At 69.3% G+C, this 16,257-nt stretch carries 16 protein-coding genes; 8 read left to right on the top strand and 8 right to left on the bottom strand.

Going from position 1 to position 16,257, the window contains the following annotated elements:
* Window positions 1-921 (top strand): THUMP-like domain-containing protein (locus tag ACWELJ_RS21000; RefSeq protein ID WP_452367816.1); only part of this gene is annotated, 921 nt, incomplete at its 5' end.
* A 6-nt stretch (window positions 922-927) separates the two neighbouring features.
* On the opposite strand, the gene ACWELJ_RS20995 is transcribed toward ACWELJ_RS21000, so the two are convergent.
* A complete protein-coding gene (locus tag ACWELJ_RS20995) occupies window positions 928-1,326 on the bottom strand; it encodes a PPOX class F420-dependent oxidoreductase (RefSeq protein WP_452367815.1) in 399 nt (132 codons plus the stop codon).
* A gap of 119 nt (window positions 1,327-1,445) precedes the next feature.
* Between ACWELJ_RS20995 and ACWELJ_RS20990 the strand changes: the two genes are divergently transcribed.
* Window positions 1,446-1,880 carry a MarR family winged helix-turn-helix transcriptional regulator gene (locus tag ACWELJ_RS20990; RefSeq protein ID WP_452367817.1) on the top strand — a complete coding sequence of 145 codons (435 nt, stop codon included), beginning with the start codon at window positions 1,446-1,448 and terminating at the stop codon, window positions 1,878-1,880.
* Window positions 1,881-1,883: 3 nt separating this feature from the next.
* On the opposite strand, the gene ACWELJ_RS20985 is transcribed toward ACWELJ_RS20990, so the two are convergent.
* Complete coding sequence (locus tag ACWELJ_RS20985) at window positions 1,884-2,363, bottom strand: MarR family winged helix-turn-helix transcriptional regulator (protein WP_452367814.1); 480 nt, start codon at window positions 2,361-2,363, stop codon at window positions 1,884-1,886.
* A gap of 68 nt (window positions 2,364-2,431) precedes the next feature.
* Between ACWELJ_RS20985 and ACWELJ_RS20980 the strand changes: the two genes are divergently transcribed.
* Complete coding sequence (locus ACWELJ_RS20980) at window positions 2,432-2,893, top strand: MarR family winged helix-turn-helix transcriptional regulator (protein WP_452367813.1); 462 nt, start codon at window positions 2,432-2,434, stop codon at window positions 2,891-2,893.
* Here ACWELJ_RS20980 and ACWELJ_RS20975 read toward each other — a convergent pair.
* Window positions 2,874-4,214 (bottom strand): outer membrane protein assembly factor BamB family protein, encoded by a 1,341-nt coding sequence (locus tag ACWELJ_RS20975; protein ID WP_452367812.1) that lies wholly within the window; start codon window positions 4,212-4,214, stop codon window positions 2,874-2,876. The genes ACWELJ_RS20980 and ACWELJ_RS20975 overlap by 20 nt on opposite strands.
* Window positions 4,215-4,376: 162 nt before the next feature.
* On the opposite strand from ACWELJ_RS20975, the gene ACWELJ_RS20970 reads away from it, so the two are divergent.
* Together ACWELJ_RS20970 and ACWELJ_RS20965 are read left to right on the top strand one after the other, a co-directional pair.
* Window positions 4,377-5,123, top strand: a complete 747-nt coding sequence (locus ACWELJ_RS20970) for an acyltransferase (RefSeq protein WP_379276969.1) — start codon at window positions 4,377-4,379, stop codon at window positions 5,121-5,123.
* A gap of 30 nt (window positions 5,124-5,153) precedes the next feature.
* On the top strand, window positions 5,154-5,690 hold the full coding sequence (locus ACWELJ_RS20965; protein ID WP_452367811.1) for a DUF1697 domain-containing protein: 537 nt from the start codon (window positions 5,154-5,156) through the stop codon (window positions 5,688-5,690).
* Window positions 5,691-5,721: 31 nt separating this feature from the next.
* On the opposite strand, the gene ACWELJ_RS20960 is transcribed toward ACWELJ_RS20965, so the two are convergent.
* Together ACWELJ_RS20960 and ACWELJ_RS20955 are read right to left on the bottom strand one after the other, a co-directional pair.
* The gene (locus ACWELJ_RS20960; RefSeq protein WP_452367810.1) at window positions 5,722-9,489 is read right to left on the bottom strand and encodes an MFS transporter; all 3,768 of its coding nucleotides are present in this window, start codon (window positions 9,487-9,489) and stop codon (window positions 5,722-5,724) included.
* Between the two features lie 29 nt (window positions 9,490-9,518).
* Window positions 9,519-9,905, bottom strand: a complete 387-nt coding sequence (locus ACWELJ_RS20955; protein ID WP_452367809.1) for a VOC family protein — start codon at window positions 9,903-9,905, stop codon at window positions 9,519-9,521.
* A gap of 227 nt (window positions 9,906-10,132) precedes the next feature.
* Here ACWELJ_RS20955 and ACWELJ_RS20950 point away from each other — a divergent pair, with 227 nt between their 5' ends.
* Both ACWELJ_RS20950 and ACWELJ_RS20945 read left to right on the top strand, forming a co-directional pair.
* Window positions 10,133-11,032 (top strand): LysR family transcriptional regulator, encoded by a 900-nt coding sequence (locus ACWELJ_RS20950; protein ID WP_452367808.1) that lies wholly within the window; start codon window positions 10,133-10,135, stop codon window positions 11,030-11,032.
* 47 nt (window positions 11,033-11,079) lie between these two features.
* Window positions 11,080-11,514 carry a cupin gene (locus ACWELJ_RS20945; protein ID WP_452367807.1) on the top strand — a complete coding sequence of 145 codons (435 nt, stop codon included), beginning with the start codon at window positions 11,080-11,082 and terminating at the stop codon, window positions 11,512-11,514.
* Window positions 11,515-11,620: 106 nt separating this feature from the next.
* On the opposite strand, the gene ACWELJ_RS20940 is transcribed toward ACWELJ_RS20945, so the two are convergent.
* From ACWELJ_RS20940 to ACWELJ_RS20930, 3 genes are read right to left on the bottom strand one after another with little or no spacing between them, the layout of a single operon-like run.
* Window positions 11,621-12,883, bottom strand: a complete 1,263-nt coding sequence (locus ACWELJ_RS20940) for a glycosyltransferase family 4 protein (protein WP_452367806.1) — start codon at window positions 12,881-12,883, stop codon at window positions 11,621-11,623.
* A complete protein-coding gene (locus ACWELJ_RS20935) occupies window positions 12,880-14,433 on the bottom strand; it encodes a 1,4-alpha-glucan branching protein domain-containing protein (RefSeq protein ID WP_452367805.1) in 1,554 nt (517 codons plus the stop codon). Before ACWELJ_RS20935 ends, ACWELJ_RS20940 begins: the two co-directional genes overlap by 4 nt.
* Complete coding sequence (locus ACWELJ_RS20930) at window positions 14,430-15,212, bottom strand: class I SAM-dependent methyltransferase (protein ID WP_452367804.1); 783 nt, start codon at window positions 15,210-15,212, stop codon at window positions 14,430-14,432. The genes ACWELJ_RS20935 and ACWELJ_RS20930 overlap by 4 nt, the downstream gene beginning before the upstream one ends.
* Before the next feature lie 190 nt (window positions 15,213-15,402).
* Between ACWELJ_RS20930 and ACWELJ_RS20925 the strand changes: the two genes are divergently transcribed.
* On the top strand, window positions 15,403-16,188 hold the full coding sequence (locus ACWELJ_RS20925; protein ID WP_452367803.1) for an electron transfer flavoprotein subunit beta/FixA family protein: 786 nt from the start codon (window positions 15,403-15,405) through the stop codon (window positions 16,186-16,188).
* Window positions 16,189-16,257: the final 69 nt, after the last annotated feature.

The following is a 16,257-nucleotide window of genomic DNA, read 5'->3' as shown; positions in this document are numbered from 1 at the left end:
GTCGAGGTCTCTGCCGAAGACTGCGGGACAGACCGCGCCGAGCGGCTCGCGGGGCGCACCGTCCACGACGTCACCTGCTCGATCGGCGCGGAACTCGCGGCGCTCGCCGCGGTCTGTCCCGCCGTCATCGGCAGCGACCTCGACGACATCCGCCTGGCGATGGCCGCCCACAACGCCGGTGCGCGAAATGTGCTGCTGGCCAAGGCCGACGCGCTGGTCCCGTGCAGCGCCGCCGAGGTGGTGATCGCCGATCCCGCCCGCCGCGCCGACGGCCGCCGCACCCACGATCCGGCGAAACTCCAGCCGCCGCTGCCCGACCTGCTCGCCGCCTACGCCGGTCGCGACCTGGCCGTGAAGTGCGCTCCCGGACTGGATTTCGACACCCTGGGCTGGCCGGGCGAGGTCGAGGTCGTCTCCCTCGACGGCGCGGTCCGTGAGGCCTGCCTGTGGTCGCCGGGTCTCGCCGAAGTGGGCGTCACCCGCCGCGCGACGGTCCTGTCCGCCACGGCCGCCCCCTGGACCCTCACCGACACCGCCCCCGACGACATCCCCGAACGGGAGCCGGGGGAGTGGATCGTCGACCCCGACGGCGCCGTCGTCCGCGCGGGCCTGGTCCGCCACTACGCCGCGAAACACGACCTGTGGCAACTGGATCCGCGCATCGCCTACCTGACCGGCGACCAGGTTCCCGACGGCGTCCGCGGCTTCCGCGTCCTGGATCGCATGGAATTCCGCGAGAAGCCGCTGCGCGCCGAACTCCACCGCCGCGACTGCGGCCCCCTCGAAATCCTCACCCGCGGAGTCGATATCGACCCCGACGCCCTGCGCGCCCGCATCAAGCCCCGCGGCTCGGTGCCGCACACCCTCGTCGTCACCAGAATCGGCCGCACCGCGACGGTTTTCCTCTGCGCCACCCCCTAGCGGGCCTCAGCCCTGATAGGTGGCGTGCGTGGGCCGCATCACCAGCACGACGCGGTCGGGATGGTCGCCCACCGGCTTCTCGTAGGGGAGCCCGTAGCGCCGCGCGAGGACATCGAAGAACTCACCGTCGGAGTCCGTGTCGACGCGTTCGATGACGCCGCGGATCTCCAGGTAGCGGTAGGGCGCCTCGGGATCGTTGACGCTGACCGCCACATGCGGATCGCGAGCGGTATTGCGGTGCTTGGCCCGGGTCGTCGTGGTGGTGAAGCGCAGGAACTCCCCGTCCCAGATCTGCCAGATCGGGGTGACCTGCGGGGTGCCGTCGGGGTTCAGCGTCGCCAGGTGTGCGAACAGGGGCCGGGTGAGCAGGTCGGTGTACTTCTCGGGAATCACGCTGTGGGACACGCGCACGCCTTTCGAGACGGTAGGGATGGCATCGGAATATGAGAGCGAAGATAGATTAGAGTTCTAATGCTCGTCAAGGTTCGAACAAGGGGGTGAGCTATCATGCCGGGGTGACGTCGATGCCGGTCGAAGAGCGCCTGGGGACCTATATCAAGCGCGCCGAGCAGGCGCTCATGGGTGCGAAGAACGCCGCCCTCAAGCCCGCGGGCGTGACCATCCCGCAGTACGCGGCCCTCTATGTCCTCAGTGAGAACCCGGGCATCTCCGCCGCCGAACTGGCCCGCCGCTGCGGGGTCACCCCGCCCACCATGAACACCGTGCTGACCAACCTGCGCGAGCGCGGCCTCATCGAGCGCACGCCGCACGAGTGGCATCGCAATGTGCTGGAGACCCGGCTCACCGACGAGGGGCGCAAGGTCATGCGGGCCGCGGACAAGCGTGCGGTCCCGGTCGAGCGGGCGCTCGCGGCGGAGTTCACCGCGGCCGAGCGTGCCGCGCTCATCGAGCTGCTCGAGCGGGCCGCCACCGTCCTCGAATCGGTGCGGCCGGACTGATCGCTACCGGGCGTCGTCGGGCCGGTCGGCGGTGGCCGTCTCGAAGTCGGCGACGAATCTGGTGAGCAGGCGGGCGAATTCGGTGCGGTCGCGCTCCGGCCAGCCGGCGGTCGCGGCGTCGAGCGCGGATCGCCGATTCGCGTGGGCGCGGTCGAGGGTGGTGCGCGCGGAGGCGGTGAGATGCAGGTGGATTCGCCGGGCGTCGGCCTGATCGGCGCGTCGTTCCAGTAGGTCCTCGGCGACCGCCCGCGCCACCAGCCGGCTGGCTCGGGGCTGGTCCACGCCCAGGGCGGTGGCGATATCGGTCACCGTCACCTCGCCCTCGCGGGCCTCGACGGCGTCCAGTACGCCGAACAGGGTGGGATCCACCGCCGGGCCCCCGGCGCGGGCCGCGAGCTTGTTCAGTGCGCGCCGGCTCTGGCTGCGGCGAATGGCCACCATGGCGCGCTCGATGGCGACGATCGCGGGGTCGCTGTCCTTCACCCTTGTCATCCTACTGTCGCTTGTTAAACTACATATACATGTAATGTGACAAGTATTGGGAGACGATCATGTCCGACGCCCCGAAGTTCCTGGGCTACTGGCTCAAGCACATCGACAAGACCCTCGAGGACAATTTCGCCGCGTTCCTGGCCGCCGAGGGCCTGCTCCGCCGCCACTGGCAGATCCTGCACACCCTCGCGGACGGCCCGCTAGACACGGCCGGCCTGGATGTCGCGCTGTCCCCGTATCTCGACGCCCACGACCCCACGGCCGCACCGTATGTCGGCGCGCTGGCGGATCGGGGCTGGGTCGCCCAGGACGGCGCCGGGGTCTACGCGTTGACCCCCGAGGGGGTGCGCGCGCACGCGAACCTGTGGGTTCGCATCCGAGCCCAGCGCGCGGCCGCCACCGAAGGTCTCAGCGCCGAGGACCACGGCACGCTGCTGGACCTGCTGCGGCGCGTCGCCGCCGATGTCGACGCCTACGCGCTGGCGCTGCGCCCGGAAAGGACTACTTCTTCTCCGGCTTGAACACGAACAGTTCGCCGATCCGGGTGGCCACCACGACCTCACCCTTGCCGCCCACCGTGGTCGCCACGGTGGTGCCCTCCGCGCCCGGCAGATCGTTGGACTGCACCGTCGCGCCGCTGTGGGTGTCGAAGGTGACCAGGGTCAGCTTGTCGCCGATCGGGGCCACTGTGTAGCCGGTGCCGCCCGCGGTCTGGACCGGGCGGCCGCGCAGTTCGAGATCCTTGCGCTCCCAAGCGATCTCGGCCTTGTCGCCCTGATCGCGCAGCGCCATCAGATGGCCCTCGTCGCCCGCGGGCACCAGCAGGCCGTCCGCGACGGAGATGCCGCCGCGCGCCGGGAAGCCCAGGTCCCGAGTCCATTTCGTGCTGCCGGTGGCGGCGTCGACGGCGATCAGGCGGTTGGCGTTGTCGCCGACGTAGACCGTCGCGCCGTCGGCCGACAGCGCGGGACTGGTGGCGCTGCCCTGCTCGAGCAGCTTCGCGTTCCAGTCGACGCGGACTTCCTTGCCGTCGTAGGTGAGCGCCACCAACGCCGCCTGGCTGTCGCCGGGCTTCCATACGGTCGCGTAGAAGCGGCCCGACTTCTGGTCCACCGCCGACACATTCGCGATCGGGCACTGCGGGCCGCCGGTGGCGCAGTCGTCGAGGCCCTGCCCGTCCGGCGGCCGGTTCAACGCCGGGTTGGCCAGGAAGTCGGGTTCGCCGAGCAGCTGGAAGGTGGGGACCTGGCGTTCGCCGGTCTGCCGGATCAGCACGTCCACCTGCCCGGACTGGGTGACCGACAGGACCTTTCCGTCCCCGGTGAACTGCACCGAGACCGGCGTTCCCGCGGCCGGGGTGCGCCAGCGCGGCTGCCCGAGATTGTTGAACGAGTTCACCGCGCCGTCGTCGCCGATGTACACGTTGCCGCCGCCGTCCACCGCCGCGCCGCCGTCGACGGCGCTGGGGCCCATCGGATTACAGAAGCGCTTGCGGCCCGTCGGCATCTGGAACGAGAGAATGGTGCAGCCGGTGGTGCGGGTGGTGACGTACAGCTGCCCGTCGCCGCCGATGGTCACCGGCTGCGCGATCGGACCGCCCACGGGCCGAGACCAATTCAGCGCCAGATTCCGCGACCCGGTGACCGGGCTGGACCCGCTGTTGCGGGCGTCCCCGAACGCCATCGGCCAGCCCTTGCCGGGCCCGACGCCGATATCGTCGACCTTGGTGCTGCCGTACGAGCACCCCGTCAGCGCGAACAGCCCGGCGCCCGCCAGGGCCAGCACCTTGGACCCGGTGCTCGAGCGTCGATCACGTCCGGTCCGCCGCCTGCCGTTTCGCACCTGCTGGTGTCCCTTCTGCCAGTACGGAAGTCTGAGGATTGTCGCCGGGTTGCCACAGCCGCGGCCCCGCCGTCGCCACAGCCGGAGCACAGCCTACTTTCGTGCCCCGGGAAGGGGACGGATACCCTCGTTGAAACGACCGGTGAACACAGGGAGTAGTTCGTGACGAGCATGTGGGGCGCACCGTTGCGCTCGCGTTGGCGGGGTTCGCGCCGCCGTGATCCGGAGCAGGCCCGTTTCCTCACGCCCGCGTCTCTGAAGTGGGTCCTCGCCAATCGCGCCTACACGCCCTGGTATCTGGTGCGCTACTACCGGCTGTTCAAGTTCAAGATGGCCAACCCGCACATCGTGCTGCGCGGCATGGTCTTCCTGGGCAAGAACGTGGAGGTGCACGCCACCCCCGAGCTGTCCCGGCTCGAGATCGGCCGCTGGGTGCACATCGGCGACGGCAACGCCATTCGCTGCCATGAGGGTTCGCTGCGCATCGGCGACAAGGTGGTGTTCGGCAAGGACAATGTCGTCAACACCTACCTCGATATCGAGATCGGCGAGTCCACCCTGGTCGCCGACTGGTGCTACATCTGCGATTTCGACCATGTCACCGACGACATCAACCTGCCCATCAAGGATCAGGGCATCGTGAAGTCGCCGGTCCGCATCGGCCCCGACACCTGGATCGCCGCCAAGGTCACCGTGCTGCGCTCGACCCGGGTCGGCCGCGGCTGCGTGCTGGGCGCGCACGCCGTGGTCAAGGGCGACTACCCGGACTACTCCATCTGCGTCGGCGCGCCCGCCCGGGCCGTGAAGAACCGCAAGGAAACCTGGGACGCCGCCGCCGAGGCCCGCGCCGCCCACCTCGAGGCGCTCGCCGACATCGAACGCAAGAAGAGCGGCGTCGCCGCCTCCTGACTGTCACCCCGCGCGGGTAGGTTCACGACCATGCACCGCTACGCCGCCTTCCTGCGCGGGATCATGCCCACCAACCCCAATATGCGCGGCGAGAAGCTGCGCGGCGTCTTCGAGGGGCTGGGTTTCGCCAAGGTCAGCACCCTGCTGGCGAGCGGCAATGTGGTCTTCCGGACCGACGACACCGATGTGGCCGCCCTGGAATCGACCATCCAGCAGGCACTCACCGCTGAACTGGGCATCCCCGGCGGGACCTTGATCCGCACCCGGGAACAGTTGCGGGAGCTGGTCGACTCCGATCCTTTCGCGGGCCTCACCCACGGCCGCGAGACCTATCTGACCGTCACCTTCGTGCGTGAGCACCCGAAGTCGATCCCCGATTTCCCCGAGGATTCCCCGGTCCGCGTCGTCCGCTACGACAAGCCCGCGGCCGCCCTGCTCACCGTCATCGACAACACCGACCCCAGCACCACCGGCTTCATGCAGACCATCGAGAAGGCGTGGGGCAAGGACATGACCACCCGCACCTACCTGACCGTCCAGAAGGCCCTGAAGAAGATGGATGCCTGACCGCGAACGGTCAGGCATCCTCTGGCGGGGATCAGTGGGTGTAGCTGTGCTGCGCCTGCCACGGATCGGATCGGCCGTCCCGCTCGATCGGGCGGTCCTGGCGACCGCCGATCCGGCCGGGCCACCAGGCCCTGCGGCCGAGGAGCGCGGTCACCGCGGGGGTGAAGACCATGGCCATCACGAACGCGGACAGCGCGATGCCGAAGGAGATGGCGAAGCCCATCTGCGCCAGCATCGAATTGCCGGCCAGCATCATCGAGGCGAAGGTCCCGGCCAGGATGACGCCCGCGGCCGCGATGGTGGGACCGGTGTGCCGCACGCTCAGCGTCGCCGCCGTGCGCGGATCGTTGCCCTCCGCGGCCTCCTCACGCAGCCGGGCCACCATGAGGATGTTGTAGTCGGTGCCCAGGGCGATGACGAACATGTACATGATGATCGGCAGTGAGAAGATCAGCCCCGAATTGCCCTGTGCCCGCTGGAATACCAGCACCGCCGCACCCAGGGTGGCGGCGAAGCCGAGGCCGACCGCGCCCATCAGATACCAGGGTGCGACGACACTGCGCAGCAGCAGCGCCAGCACCAAGGCGATGAGGACGGCCGCCACCGGGAACACGACCCGGTAGTCGTGGTTCATCGCGGCCTTGAAATCGACCAGCACCGAGGACATTCCACCGACATAGGCGGTGCTCCCGGCCGGAGCCGCGGCATGCGCGCCGTCGCGCAGGGGGCCGCGGACGGTGGCGAGTGCGGCGTCGGAGGTCGGCTCGGCGGCCAGGGTGACCTGGAATTCGGCATCGGATCCGGTGGCCGAGACCCGCGGTGCGCCCACCTGCCCGACGCCGGGGATGGCGGCCAGCGCGGCCCGGAAGGTGTCGAGCCGGGCGCCGCGAAGGTCGTTGTCGGAATGCAGGTAGACCAGCGACGGCTGGGTCGCGCCCGCCGGCATGCCCTTGAGCAATTCCTTGCTGTAGACGGTGGATTCGGTCGTGTCGGAGGTGGACGCGGAGCTCATGTCGAAGGTCGGATGGAAGCCGAAGGCGGCCAGGCCCAGGGCCACCAGGATCGCGCCCGCGGCGGCGGCGAAGACACCGGGCCGCCGGCCCAGCCCGCGCCCGAGCGCCGCGAACACCGTGCCCTTGGGCTCCCGCTGCCACGCCTTCGACGGCCAGAACACCTTGGTACCGAGCTTGGAGACGATGGCCGGAACCAGGGTGAGCCCCGCCAGCATGGCGACCGCGACGGCGATGGCCAGCGCCGGGCCGAGGGCCCGGAACATGCCGAGCGAGGACAGCGTGAGCGCCAGGAAGGCGATGATGACCGCACCGGCGGCGGAGGTGATGGCCTCGCCGACCCGGGTGACCGCGCTGATCATGGCGGTCCGGGGATCCTCACCGGCGCGCAGCCGCTCCCGGTAGCGGAACATCAGGAACAGGATGTAATCGGTTCCGACGCCGAACAATACGACCGTCAGCAGCGAGTTGACCGAGCTGTCCACCTTCAGGTCGAAGGCGTGGGCGACGATGGCGATCAAGCCGCCGACGGTGCTCGAGATCGCGCCGATGGTGATCACCGGGAGCAACGCGATCACCGGGCTGCGGAAGATGACCAGCATCAGGACCAGGATCAGCACGACGGTGGCGATGCCGATGATGGCCATGCCCTTGTTCCCGGATTCGGTCTGATCGAAGGTCTGCGCCGCGGTGCCGGTGATGCCGGCCTTCAGATCGGTGCCGGACACCTGCCCGCGCAAGGCATCGCGCAGCGACCGCACCGCGTCGGTCTGGGTCTTGTCGCTCGGGTCGGTGGTCTTGGTCATCTGCACGGCGATGACCTGGATCGAGCGGTTCTCCGCCGGAGGAGTCGCCTGGATTCCGGTGACGCCCTTGATGGTGCGGCTGTTCAGGTCGGTAGCGAGGGCGGTGACGCGCGCCGAGTCGTCCGCGCTGAGCGCGGCGCCGTCGGAACGTTCCACCACGATCAGCGCGGCGGGCGTCACGTCGTCGGGAAACGCCCGCTGTTGCAGGTCCATCGCCTGAATGGACTCGTAATGCGAAGGCAGGAACGAGGATTGGTCGGTGGTGGCGGTGAGCGTCGGCGCGAGCCCGACCACCGCGATGGCGGCGAGGACCCAGAGGGCTATCACCTTCCACGGGTGATGGACGGCGATGCGCCCCAGTGCTGCGAACATCGGGAGGATTCCTTTCGGATCAGTGGTCTGCTGCTGAGGTCTGCTGGGCAAGATGCTGGTGGGCTGGGCTGATATCGACCTGATGCGGCTCTGACACGCTCGCGGGCACCCGGGCACCCGGGCGCGCAGCACGACCAGCGCCAGCACCGCCGCGGCGAGCACGCCCAGCGCACTCACCCCGAAACCGACCGACATCGCGTCCGCGAAGGCCACCCGGGCGGTGTGGGCCAATTCGCGGTCCCCGGTGTGCAGTGCCAGGCCGAGCGCGTCGCCGAGGGATTGCCTGGCCGCGGTGGGCGCGGAATCGGGCAGCTTGTGCGCGAAGACGGTGGTGACCAGGCTGCCGAGCACCGCGACGCCGAGGGCCGCGCCCGCCTGCTGGATGGTGTCGTTCAGTGCCGACCCCACCCCGGCCTGCTCCGGCGGCACCGCGCCGGTGATGGTCGCGATGGCCGCGGGCATGGCCAGCCCGCCGCCCAGTCCGAAGACGATCAGCGCGGTCGAGACCGTCCCGAAGCCGCTGTCCGCGGTCAGTGTCGCGAGCAGCAGCGACCCGGCCGCCATGATCAGCATGCCGACCACCGTCAGCATCCGATTGCCGGCCTTGGGCCCGAGCCCCGCACCCGCCGCGCTGCCCACCAGCGCCGCGATCGCCATGGGCAGGAACGCGGTTCCGGCCTTCAGTGGCGAATACCCCAGCCCGAACTGGAGATACTGCGTCAGCACCAGCAGCAGTCCGCCATTGCCGATCTGCACCAGGGTGAGCGCCACACTGCCGCCGGCGAAGTCGCGGTCCCGGAACAGTCGCAACGGCACCATCGGGTGTTCGACACGCGACTCCCACACCAGGAACGCGGCCAGGCTGCCGACCGTCACCAGCAGTGCGAGCACGGTGCCCGCGGAACGTAGTCCGTCCGTGGGCAATTCGGTGATCGTCCAGACCAGTGCGACCATGCCGACCGCGGACAGCGCGGCGCCCAGCGGATCGGGTCGCCGCCACGGGCCGCGGGATTCGGGCACCAGCGTCACCACCGCGGCCAGGGCCACGATCACGATCGGGATATTGATGAGAAAGACCGCGCCCCACCAGAACCGGTCGATGAGCAGGCCGCCGAGTACCGGGCTGCCGATCAGGCCGAGCATGCTCACCCCGCCCAGGGCGGACAGGGCCCGGTGCCGCTCCTCGGCGTCGAACAGCGTGATCACGATCGACAATCCGGCGGGCATGATGAGCGCGCCGCCCACACCCATGGCCACGCGGGCGGCGATCAGCTCACCGGGGCTCGCCGCGAGGGTGGCCACCACCGAGGCCGCGCCGAACAGTGCCAGGCCGATGGTCAGGATCCGCTTGCGCCCGAATCGATCCGACAGACTGCCGGAGGTGAGCAGCAGCCCGGCGAACACCAGCATGTAGGAGTCCAGGATCCACTGCGTGTCCTGGGCGCCGGCGTGCAGATCCCGCGCCAGCGCGGGCACCGCCACCGACAGCGCCATATTGTCGATGACCAGGATGATCGTGGCCAGGCAGAGGGCCACCAGAATCCACCAGCGCCGGGGATGGCGGTGCGGGGTGGGGTCCGGCGTCGCCGCCGGAATCCGTGTCGTATCCATCGAATTCTCTTCTCGTGCGAATCGTGCGGTCAGTAGCCCGCGGGGGGTGTCCACTCGGTCAGCTGGACGTCGATCTGGTTCGGGTCGGTGAGCCGCAGCCGGAGCAGGCCGCCGGCCTCGCGGCGCAGCTGCGTGGTGATCGGCGCCTGCTCATCGAGCAGCCGGTCCTGTTCGGCGGCGAGGTCTCCGACGTCGAAGGACAGCTGCACGCCGATCGGCCCCGGGCCGGCGGGCTTCGGTGGCTTGTCCGGATCGCGGTGTCGCAGCACGATTTCCACGTCCAGGTCGTCGCGTTCGAGGTAGGTGAAGGTCTCGTTCGCCACGGTGGTGTGGAATCCCAGATGCGTGCAGAAGAACTCGCTCGATGCCGTGGGGTCGGAGACGGTCAGGGTGATCGCCGCACCGAGGATCTTCATGCCCTCACTCCTTTCGCCGGGTCGGTCGCCGGGTTCGGCGACAGTTCCAAGCCTCGGAGTTTTCGCAGGTGGGAACAACGACAGAGATCGAAAGGCCGGTTAACCCAGAGGTTTACGAACGGGCCGCGTCGGGGCGTCCGCTCATAACAGAGCGCATGCTCTGTTATGAGCTACAGTGGTTCCGTTCACCGAGTGCTGGTGAGCGGAGCAACCGAGCGGAGATCGTCGTGGAATTGCGGGACATCGAAATCTTCGTGACCCTGGCCGAGGAGCTGCATTTCGGCCGGACCGCCGAGAAGCTGCGGATCACTCCCGCCCGGGTCAGCCAGGCGATCAAGAAGCAGGAGCGGCAGGTTCAGGCCGCACTGTTCGAGCGCACGTCACGCTCGGTCAGTCTCACCCCGATCGGCCGCCGGCTCTACGAGGACCTGAAACACGCGCAGAGCCTGATCGACACCGGGCTCACCCGGGCCCGCGCCGCGAGCCGCGGCGTCCAGGGCACCCTGCGCGTGGCGGTGATGAGCATTCTGGGTCTGTACCTGCGTCCGGTGATCGAGGCCTTCAATGTCCGATACTCCGACTGCACAGTCGAATTGGTCGACTTCCCGCACAGCGAACCGTTCACCGCCTTGCGCGCCAAGGAGGTCGATCTCGGCCTGATCTGGCTGCCCGTCCGGGAACCGGACCTCACGGTCGGGCCGGTGGTGATGACCGAGGGGCGGGTGCTGGCGGCCGCCACCGGCTCCGAGCTCGCCGCCCGCGCGTCGCTCACGATGGAAGACCTCGCCGACTGCGTCTTTCCGAGCCTGGGCAACGTCCCGCAGTACTGGGCCGAAGGCATGCTGCCCGCCGCCACTCCCAGTGGCATCCCGATCGTCCGAGGTCCGGAAGCGGCGTCCTTCTTCGAGATCCTGCCCCTGATCCTGTCCGGCGCCGTGGTCTCCCCGATGAACGCGCACGTCGCCTGGACCTACACCCCGCCGAACATCGCCTACGTCCCGATCGTCGACGCGCCCCTCACCGAATGGGCGCTGGTGTGGCTGACCGCCGCCGAGAACGCGGCGGTCCGCGCCTTCGTCGACACCGCTCGCGACCTGGGTATCCGCCCGATCGTCCAGGAGAATTGAACCGCGTATCGGGTGCGGGGCGGGTCCGGGCGCGATACCGTGGCCCGGTGACTCTCGGTTTTCGAGCGGTACTGAGCGGTCTGGCGTCGGTCGCGGCGGTGGCCGCGCTCGCGGGCACCGCCGCGGCGACGCCTCCCGACGGTGTCACGGGGGTGATCCTCTCGCGCACCACCATCGGCGGCACCGACTACATCCTGCGTGAGATCACCATCGCCCCGGGCGGTTCCACCGGGTGGCACTACCACGACGGGACCTTGTACGCGGTGCTGCGGCAGGGGCAGCTGAGTCACTACGGTGCGGATTGCGCGATCGATCAGGTCGGCGGGCCCGGAACCGCGTTCGTGGAGCGGGCCGGGGCCGGCAATGTGCATCTGGAGCGGAACCTGGGTGACGAGGCACAGATTCTCGACGTGCTCTACGTGCTGCCCGCGGGGAGTCCGCTGTCGGAGGACGCCCCGAACCCGGGCTGCTCGTTCAACTGACGCGCGGCCGAAACGGCTTGGCGCGCAGCGGAAGCGGCCTCGAATTAGAACTCGTTCCAATTCGAGGCGCAGAGATCTCCGCGGGAGAATTCGAGCGACCGGTCGCTCAGTACGGCTGGTTCGGATCCCGTTCGGGCAGTGGACGTTCCGAGATGACCGGACGCCCGACGGGGTTGCGCACGCGGCGCTTGGCGCCCTGATAGACCAGCGCGGTCTCCTGCGCCACCACATCCCAGGCGAAGTCGGCGGTCAGGCGTTCCCTGGCGGCCCAGGCGCGCTCCTGCGCGGCGGCCGCGTCGTCGAGCACCGAGATGACCGCTTCCGCAACGCCGTTCACGTCCGCCGGTTCGAACGACGCGCCGGTGACGCCGTCGGTGACCAGGTCGCCGAGCCCGCCCGCGGTGGAGGTGATCAGCGGCGTACCGGCGGCCGCGGCCTCCAGGGCCACGATGCCGAAGGGCTCGTAGCGGCTGGGCAGCACGATGGCGTCGGCGCTGTGCAGCCAGCCCAGCAGATCGGTGTGGTCGAGCTTGCCGACGAAACTCACCGCGCGCGCGACGCGGTGGGCGCGGGCGCGTTCGCGCAGCCAGTCGAACTGGGTGCCGATACCGGCCACGGTGAGCGTGGTGCCCGGGTGCGCCTTGCGGATGCGCGGCAGCGCGGCGATGGCGTCCTGGATGCCCTTCTCGTATTCGAGCCGGCCCACGTACAGCAGCCGCGGCGGACCGGAGCGGGGGGCGCGCTCGCGGAAGGTCCACGCGCCCACGTCGATTCCATTGCGGATCACCGTCATCGGCACCTTCTCGGCGCCGTAGAGCCGATGCACCTCGTCCTTCATGGACTCCGAACAGGTGATGAGCGCGTCGGACTCGTGGGCCAGCCACCACTCCACCGAGTGCACCTGCCGGTTCACCCGACCCGAGACCCAGCCGCTGTGGCGGCCCGCCTCGGTGGCATGGATGGTCGACACCAGCGGCACGTCGTAGTACTCGGCCAGCGTGATCGCCGGATGCGCGACCAGCCAGTCGTGGGCGTGCACCACATCGGGCGTCCAGCCCTCGCCGATGCCCGGCTTGTCGAGCGCGATCCCGGCCCGCACCATGGCGTGCCCCATGGCCAGGGTCCAGGCCAGCATGTCCTCGCCGAAGTCGAACACCGGCGGATCCTCGGCGACGGCCACCACCAGCACGCCCTCCTCGATGAAGGAGTGCGTCGGGTGGGTGGTGGCGTCGGTGCCCATCGGCCGGCGCGCCAGCACGACGACTTCGTGCCCGGCGGCGGCCAGCTCGACGGCCAGGTGATGGACGTGGCGGCCCAGCCCACCGACTACGACGGGTGGGTACTCCCACGACACCATCAAGATCTTCATGCGGGTCCTTCTGAAGCGGGGCCGAGCCTGCGCGCATCGAGCGCGGGGAAGAGTCCGTCGGCCGCGTACCATCCTGCCGCCAACTGACCCGCTTTGGCGAGTTGCCCGGCCGTCACCGCGGCCGCGATCTCGCGCACGGCGTGCGAGTGTTCATGGGCTCGATCACGCGCGTACCCGGCCGCCGAATCCTTCGACACCATGAACGCCCAGTCGCTGGAGACGGCCAGGATCGCCTCCCGCAGCAGCTGGTCGGCAACCGTGTCGCGCAACCCGAATCGGGTGTTCTCGAGCAACCCGGCGTCGACCCGCATCTTGTCGAGGGTGTCGAGCGCGAGCCGCACCACCTCGGCGTTCAGCCGGACCAGATCGGCCACCTGATCCCCGGCCCACACCCGCCAGTCCTTGCCCGAACCCCAGGAGGAATCGGCCAACTCGACGCGTTCGCCCACGTAGCCGCGGGCTCGCGCGTCCGCGAGGGTGCCCACGGTGATCCCGGCCTCGGGCAGCGCGCGCAGCACCTGCTCGAGCCACTGCGGACCCTCGTGCCACCAGTGGCCGAACAATTCGGTGTCGAAGGCGGCCACCACGAGGGCGGGCCGGCCGATGCGTTCGGACTCCGAGATCAGCCGCTCGCGCACGGTCGCCACGAAGTCCGCGACGTCCTTGCCGATGGCCGCCGAGGCGAGTTCGGGATCGTAAGGCGCCTTGTCGGGGCCCGAGACCGTCTTGCCGGTGACGCGCGCGGGCTTCAATCCGGTGGCGTGGTCATAGTGATGGAAATCACGGTAGTAGGGCTGCCCCGGATACCCGGATTTCGGCGACCAGACGCGATAGCTGACCGCCAGATCGCGCCCGAAGGCCACCACATCCGAATCCCACACCGGTCGCCCGAGCGTGGTGTCGCCGCGCAACGCGGGACCGTCGACCATGAAATGCGAGATGCCGACCTTGTCGTAGGTCCGCTCCATGCCCGGCGTGAACCCGCACTCGGGAGCCCAGATGCCCGACGGCGTGTGCCCCCAGCGGGCCCGCGCGTCGGCCAGGCCCTCGACGAGTTCGAACTCGCGCAGCCGCGGATCCAGCAGTGGCTGGAACGGATGCGACAGCGGCCCGCCCAGCAGTTCGATGGCCTCGGCGTCGATGAGCTCGCGCCACACCGGCGACGCGCCGTGCATCCAGCGGGTCTCGAAATCGTCGAGAGCGGCTGCGGCGAGCCGGTGTTCGTGCCGGCCGAGCGCGACATTGCCCGCCATGGAGGCCTCGTCGGCGCGCAGCCGCCAGTTGCCCAGCCAGTGGTGCATGCCCTCGAGGCAGTGCGGGTCGTCCAGCTGCGCGGCCAGCACCGGCGTGATGCCGAGGCTGATCAGATGCGAACGCCCTTCGGCGGCAAGGGTTCTGAGCACCTTCGCGACGGGCAGGTAGGACGCGGCCCAGGACTGGTAGAGCCATTCCTCGCCGACCGGCCAGCGCCCGTGATGCGCCAGCCACGGCAGGTGCGAGTGCAGGACCAGCGTGAACTGGCCCGGCACCGGGGAATTCGCGTCCGTCACGGCTTCACCGCGACGGCCAGCAGGTCGAGGCTGGCGTCGATGTCGCGCTCGGAGTCGGCGAGCAGCTCGAAATCGTCGATGGACACCGCGGCGACATCCGCGGCCAGGTCGGCGGGCCACGGCTCGCCCGCCAGCGCCCGCTCGATCTGCGCGTCGATGATCGACCCGCCCCACTTCTCGTCCAGCGCCACGAGTTCGGGCCCGTGGAAGATGCCCGCCATCAGTTCGACGGTGAAACCGGCCTCGATGAGCAGTTCGGTCATCTCGGCGGCATTGAGCTCACGCGTGTGGAAGGGGTTGAGCGGCGTGTCGCGTCCGGGGGAGAAGGTGATCCGGTTCGGGGTGGAGATCAGCAGCTTGCCGCCGGGCCGCAGCACCCGCAGGCATTCGCGCAGGAATTGCGCCTGGTCCCACAGGTGTTCGATGACCTGGAAGTTCACCACGATGTCGACCGAGGCGTCGTCGAGCGGCAGCGCCGCCAGGTTGCCCTGCACCATTTCCACGCGCGGGTACTTGGCGCGCACGTGCGCGACCGCGCTGTCGTCGTAGTCCAGGCCGGTGACCCGCGCCGCGACCCCGGCGATCATGTTGGCCCCGTAGCCTTCTCCGCTGCCCGCCTCGAGCACGACCTTGCCCGCGCAGCGGTCGAGCATGCGCACGTAGGCGATCTCGTGGCGCCGGAACCAGTAGTTCTCCTCGGCGATGCCGGGCACCGTCCGCTCGCCGGTCAGCGGCAAGGGATCGGTGTGGTTTTCAACAGGTCTCACGGCCTCGCTCATTGCTCCGACGTTAGCGGTTGCGCATATCACACCCGCGACCGGATCATCCGATGTAGAAAGTCACAGCCTAAGTTACCCACGAGTAACTTAACGTAGGGTAATCTCCCGAACGAGCTACTTGTGGACGTACGGCAAAACACGTGCGACCGCCACTCCCAGTGCCACCAGAACAGGAGGTCGACGAAGACCCATGCCGAACATCGTCGTACTGATCAAGCAGGTTCCCGACACCTGGTCCGAGCGCAAGCTCTCCAGCGGGGACTTCACTCTCGACCGCGAGGCCGCCGACGCCATCCTCGATGAGATCAACGAGCGCGCCGTCGAGGAGGCGCTGTTGATCAAGGAGGCGCAGGGCGGCGAGGTCACCGTGCTGGCCGCCGGCCCCGATCGGGCCACCGAGGCCATCCGCAAGGCCCTGTCCATGGGCGCGGACAAGGCCATCCACATCAACGACCCGGCGATCCACGGCTCCGACGCCGTGCAGACCGCCTACATCCTGGCCGCCGCGCTGGGCCAGATCGAGGGCATCGAGCTGGTCATCGCGGGCAACGAGGCCACCGATGGTCGCGCGGGCGCCGTGCCGGCGATCATCGCCGAGTACCTGGGCCTGCCGCAGCTGACCCACCTCCGCAAGCTGACCGTCGACGGCGAGCGCATCGCCGGCGAGCGTGAGACCGACGAGGGCGTCTTCAAGCTGGAGGCCAGCCTGCCGGCCATCGTCTCGGTCACCGAGAAGATCAACGAGCCGCGCTTCCCGTCCTTCAAGGGCATCATGGCCGCCAAGAAGAAGGAAGTTCAGACCTTCACCCTGGCGGATCTGGGCGTCGACCCGGAGACCGTGGGCGTTGCGAACTCCGGCACCCAGGTGACCGGTGTGACCCCGAAGCCGGCGCGCACGGCGGGCGCGAAGATCGTCGACGAGGGCGAGGGCGGCAACCAGATCGCCACCTACCTCGTTGGTCAGAAGATCATCTAAAGCCGCCCCCGAGCGAACGGTGGGGCGCAGTGCTTGCAGCTCGCCCCCAGAGACCCTGCAGGAGAAAGA

This window comes from Nocardia sp. NPDC004582 (assembly GCF_053602115.1).
The sequence above is the reverse complement of the archived record's forward strand: the minus strand, read 5'-3'. Positions and strand labels throughout refer to the sequence as shown.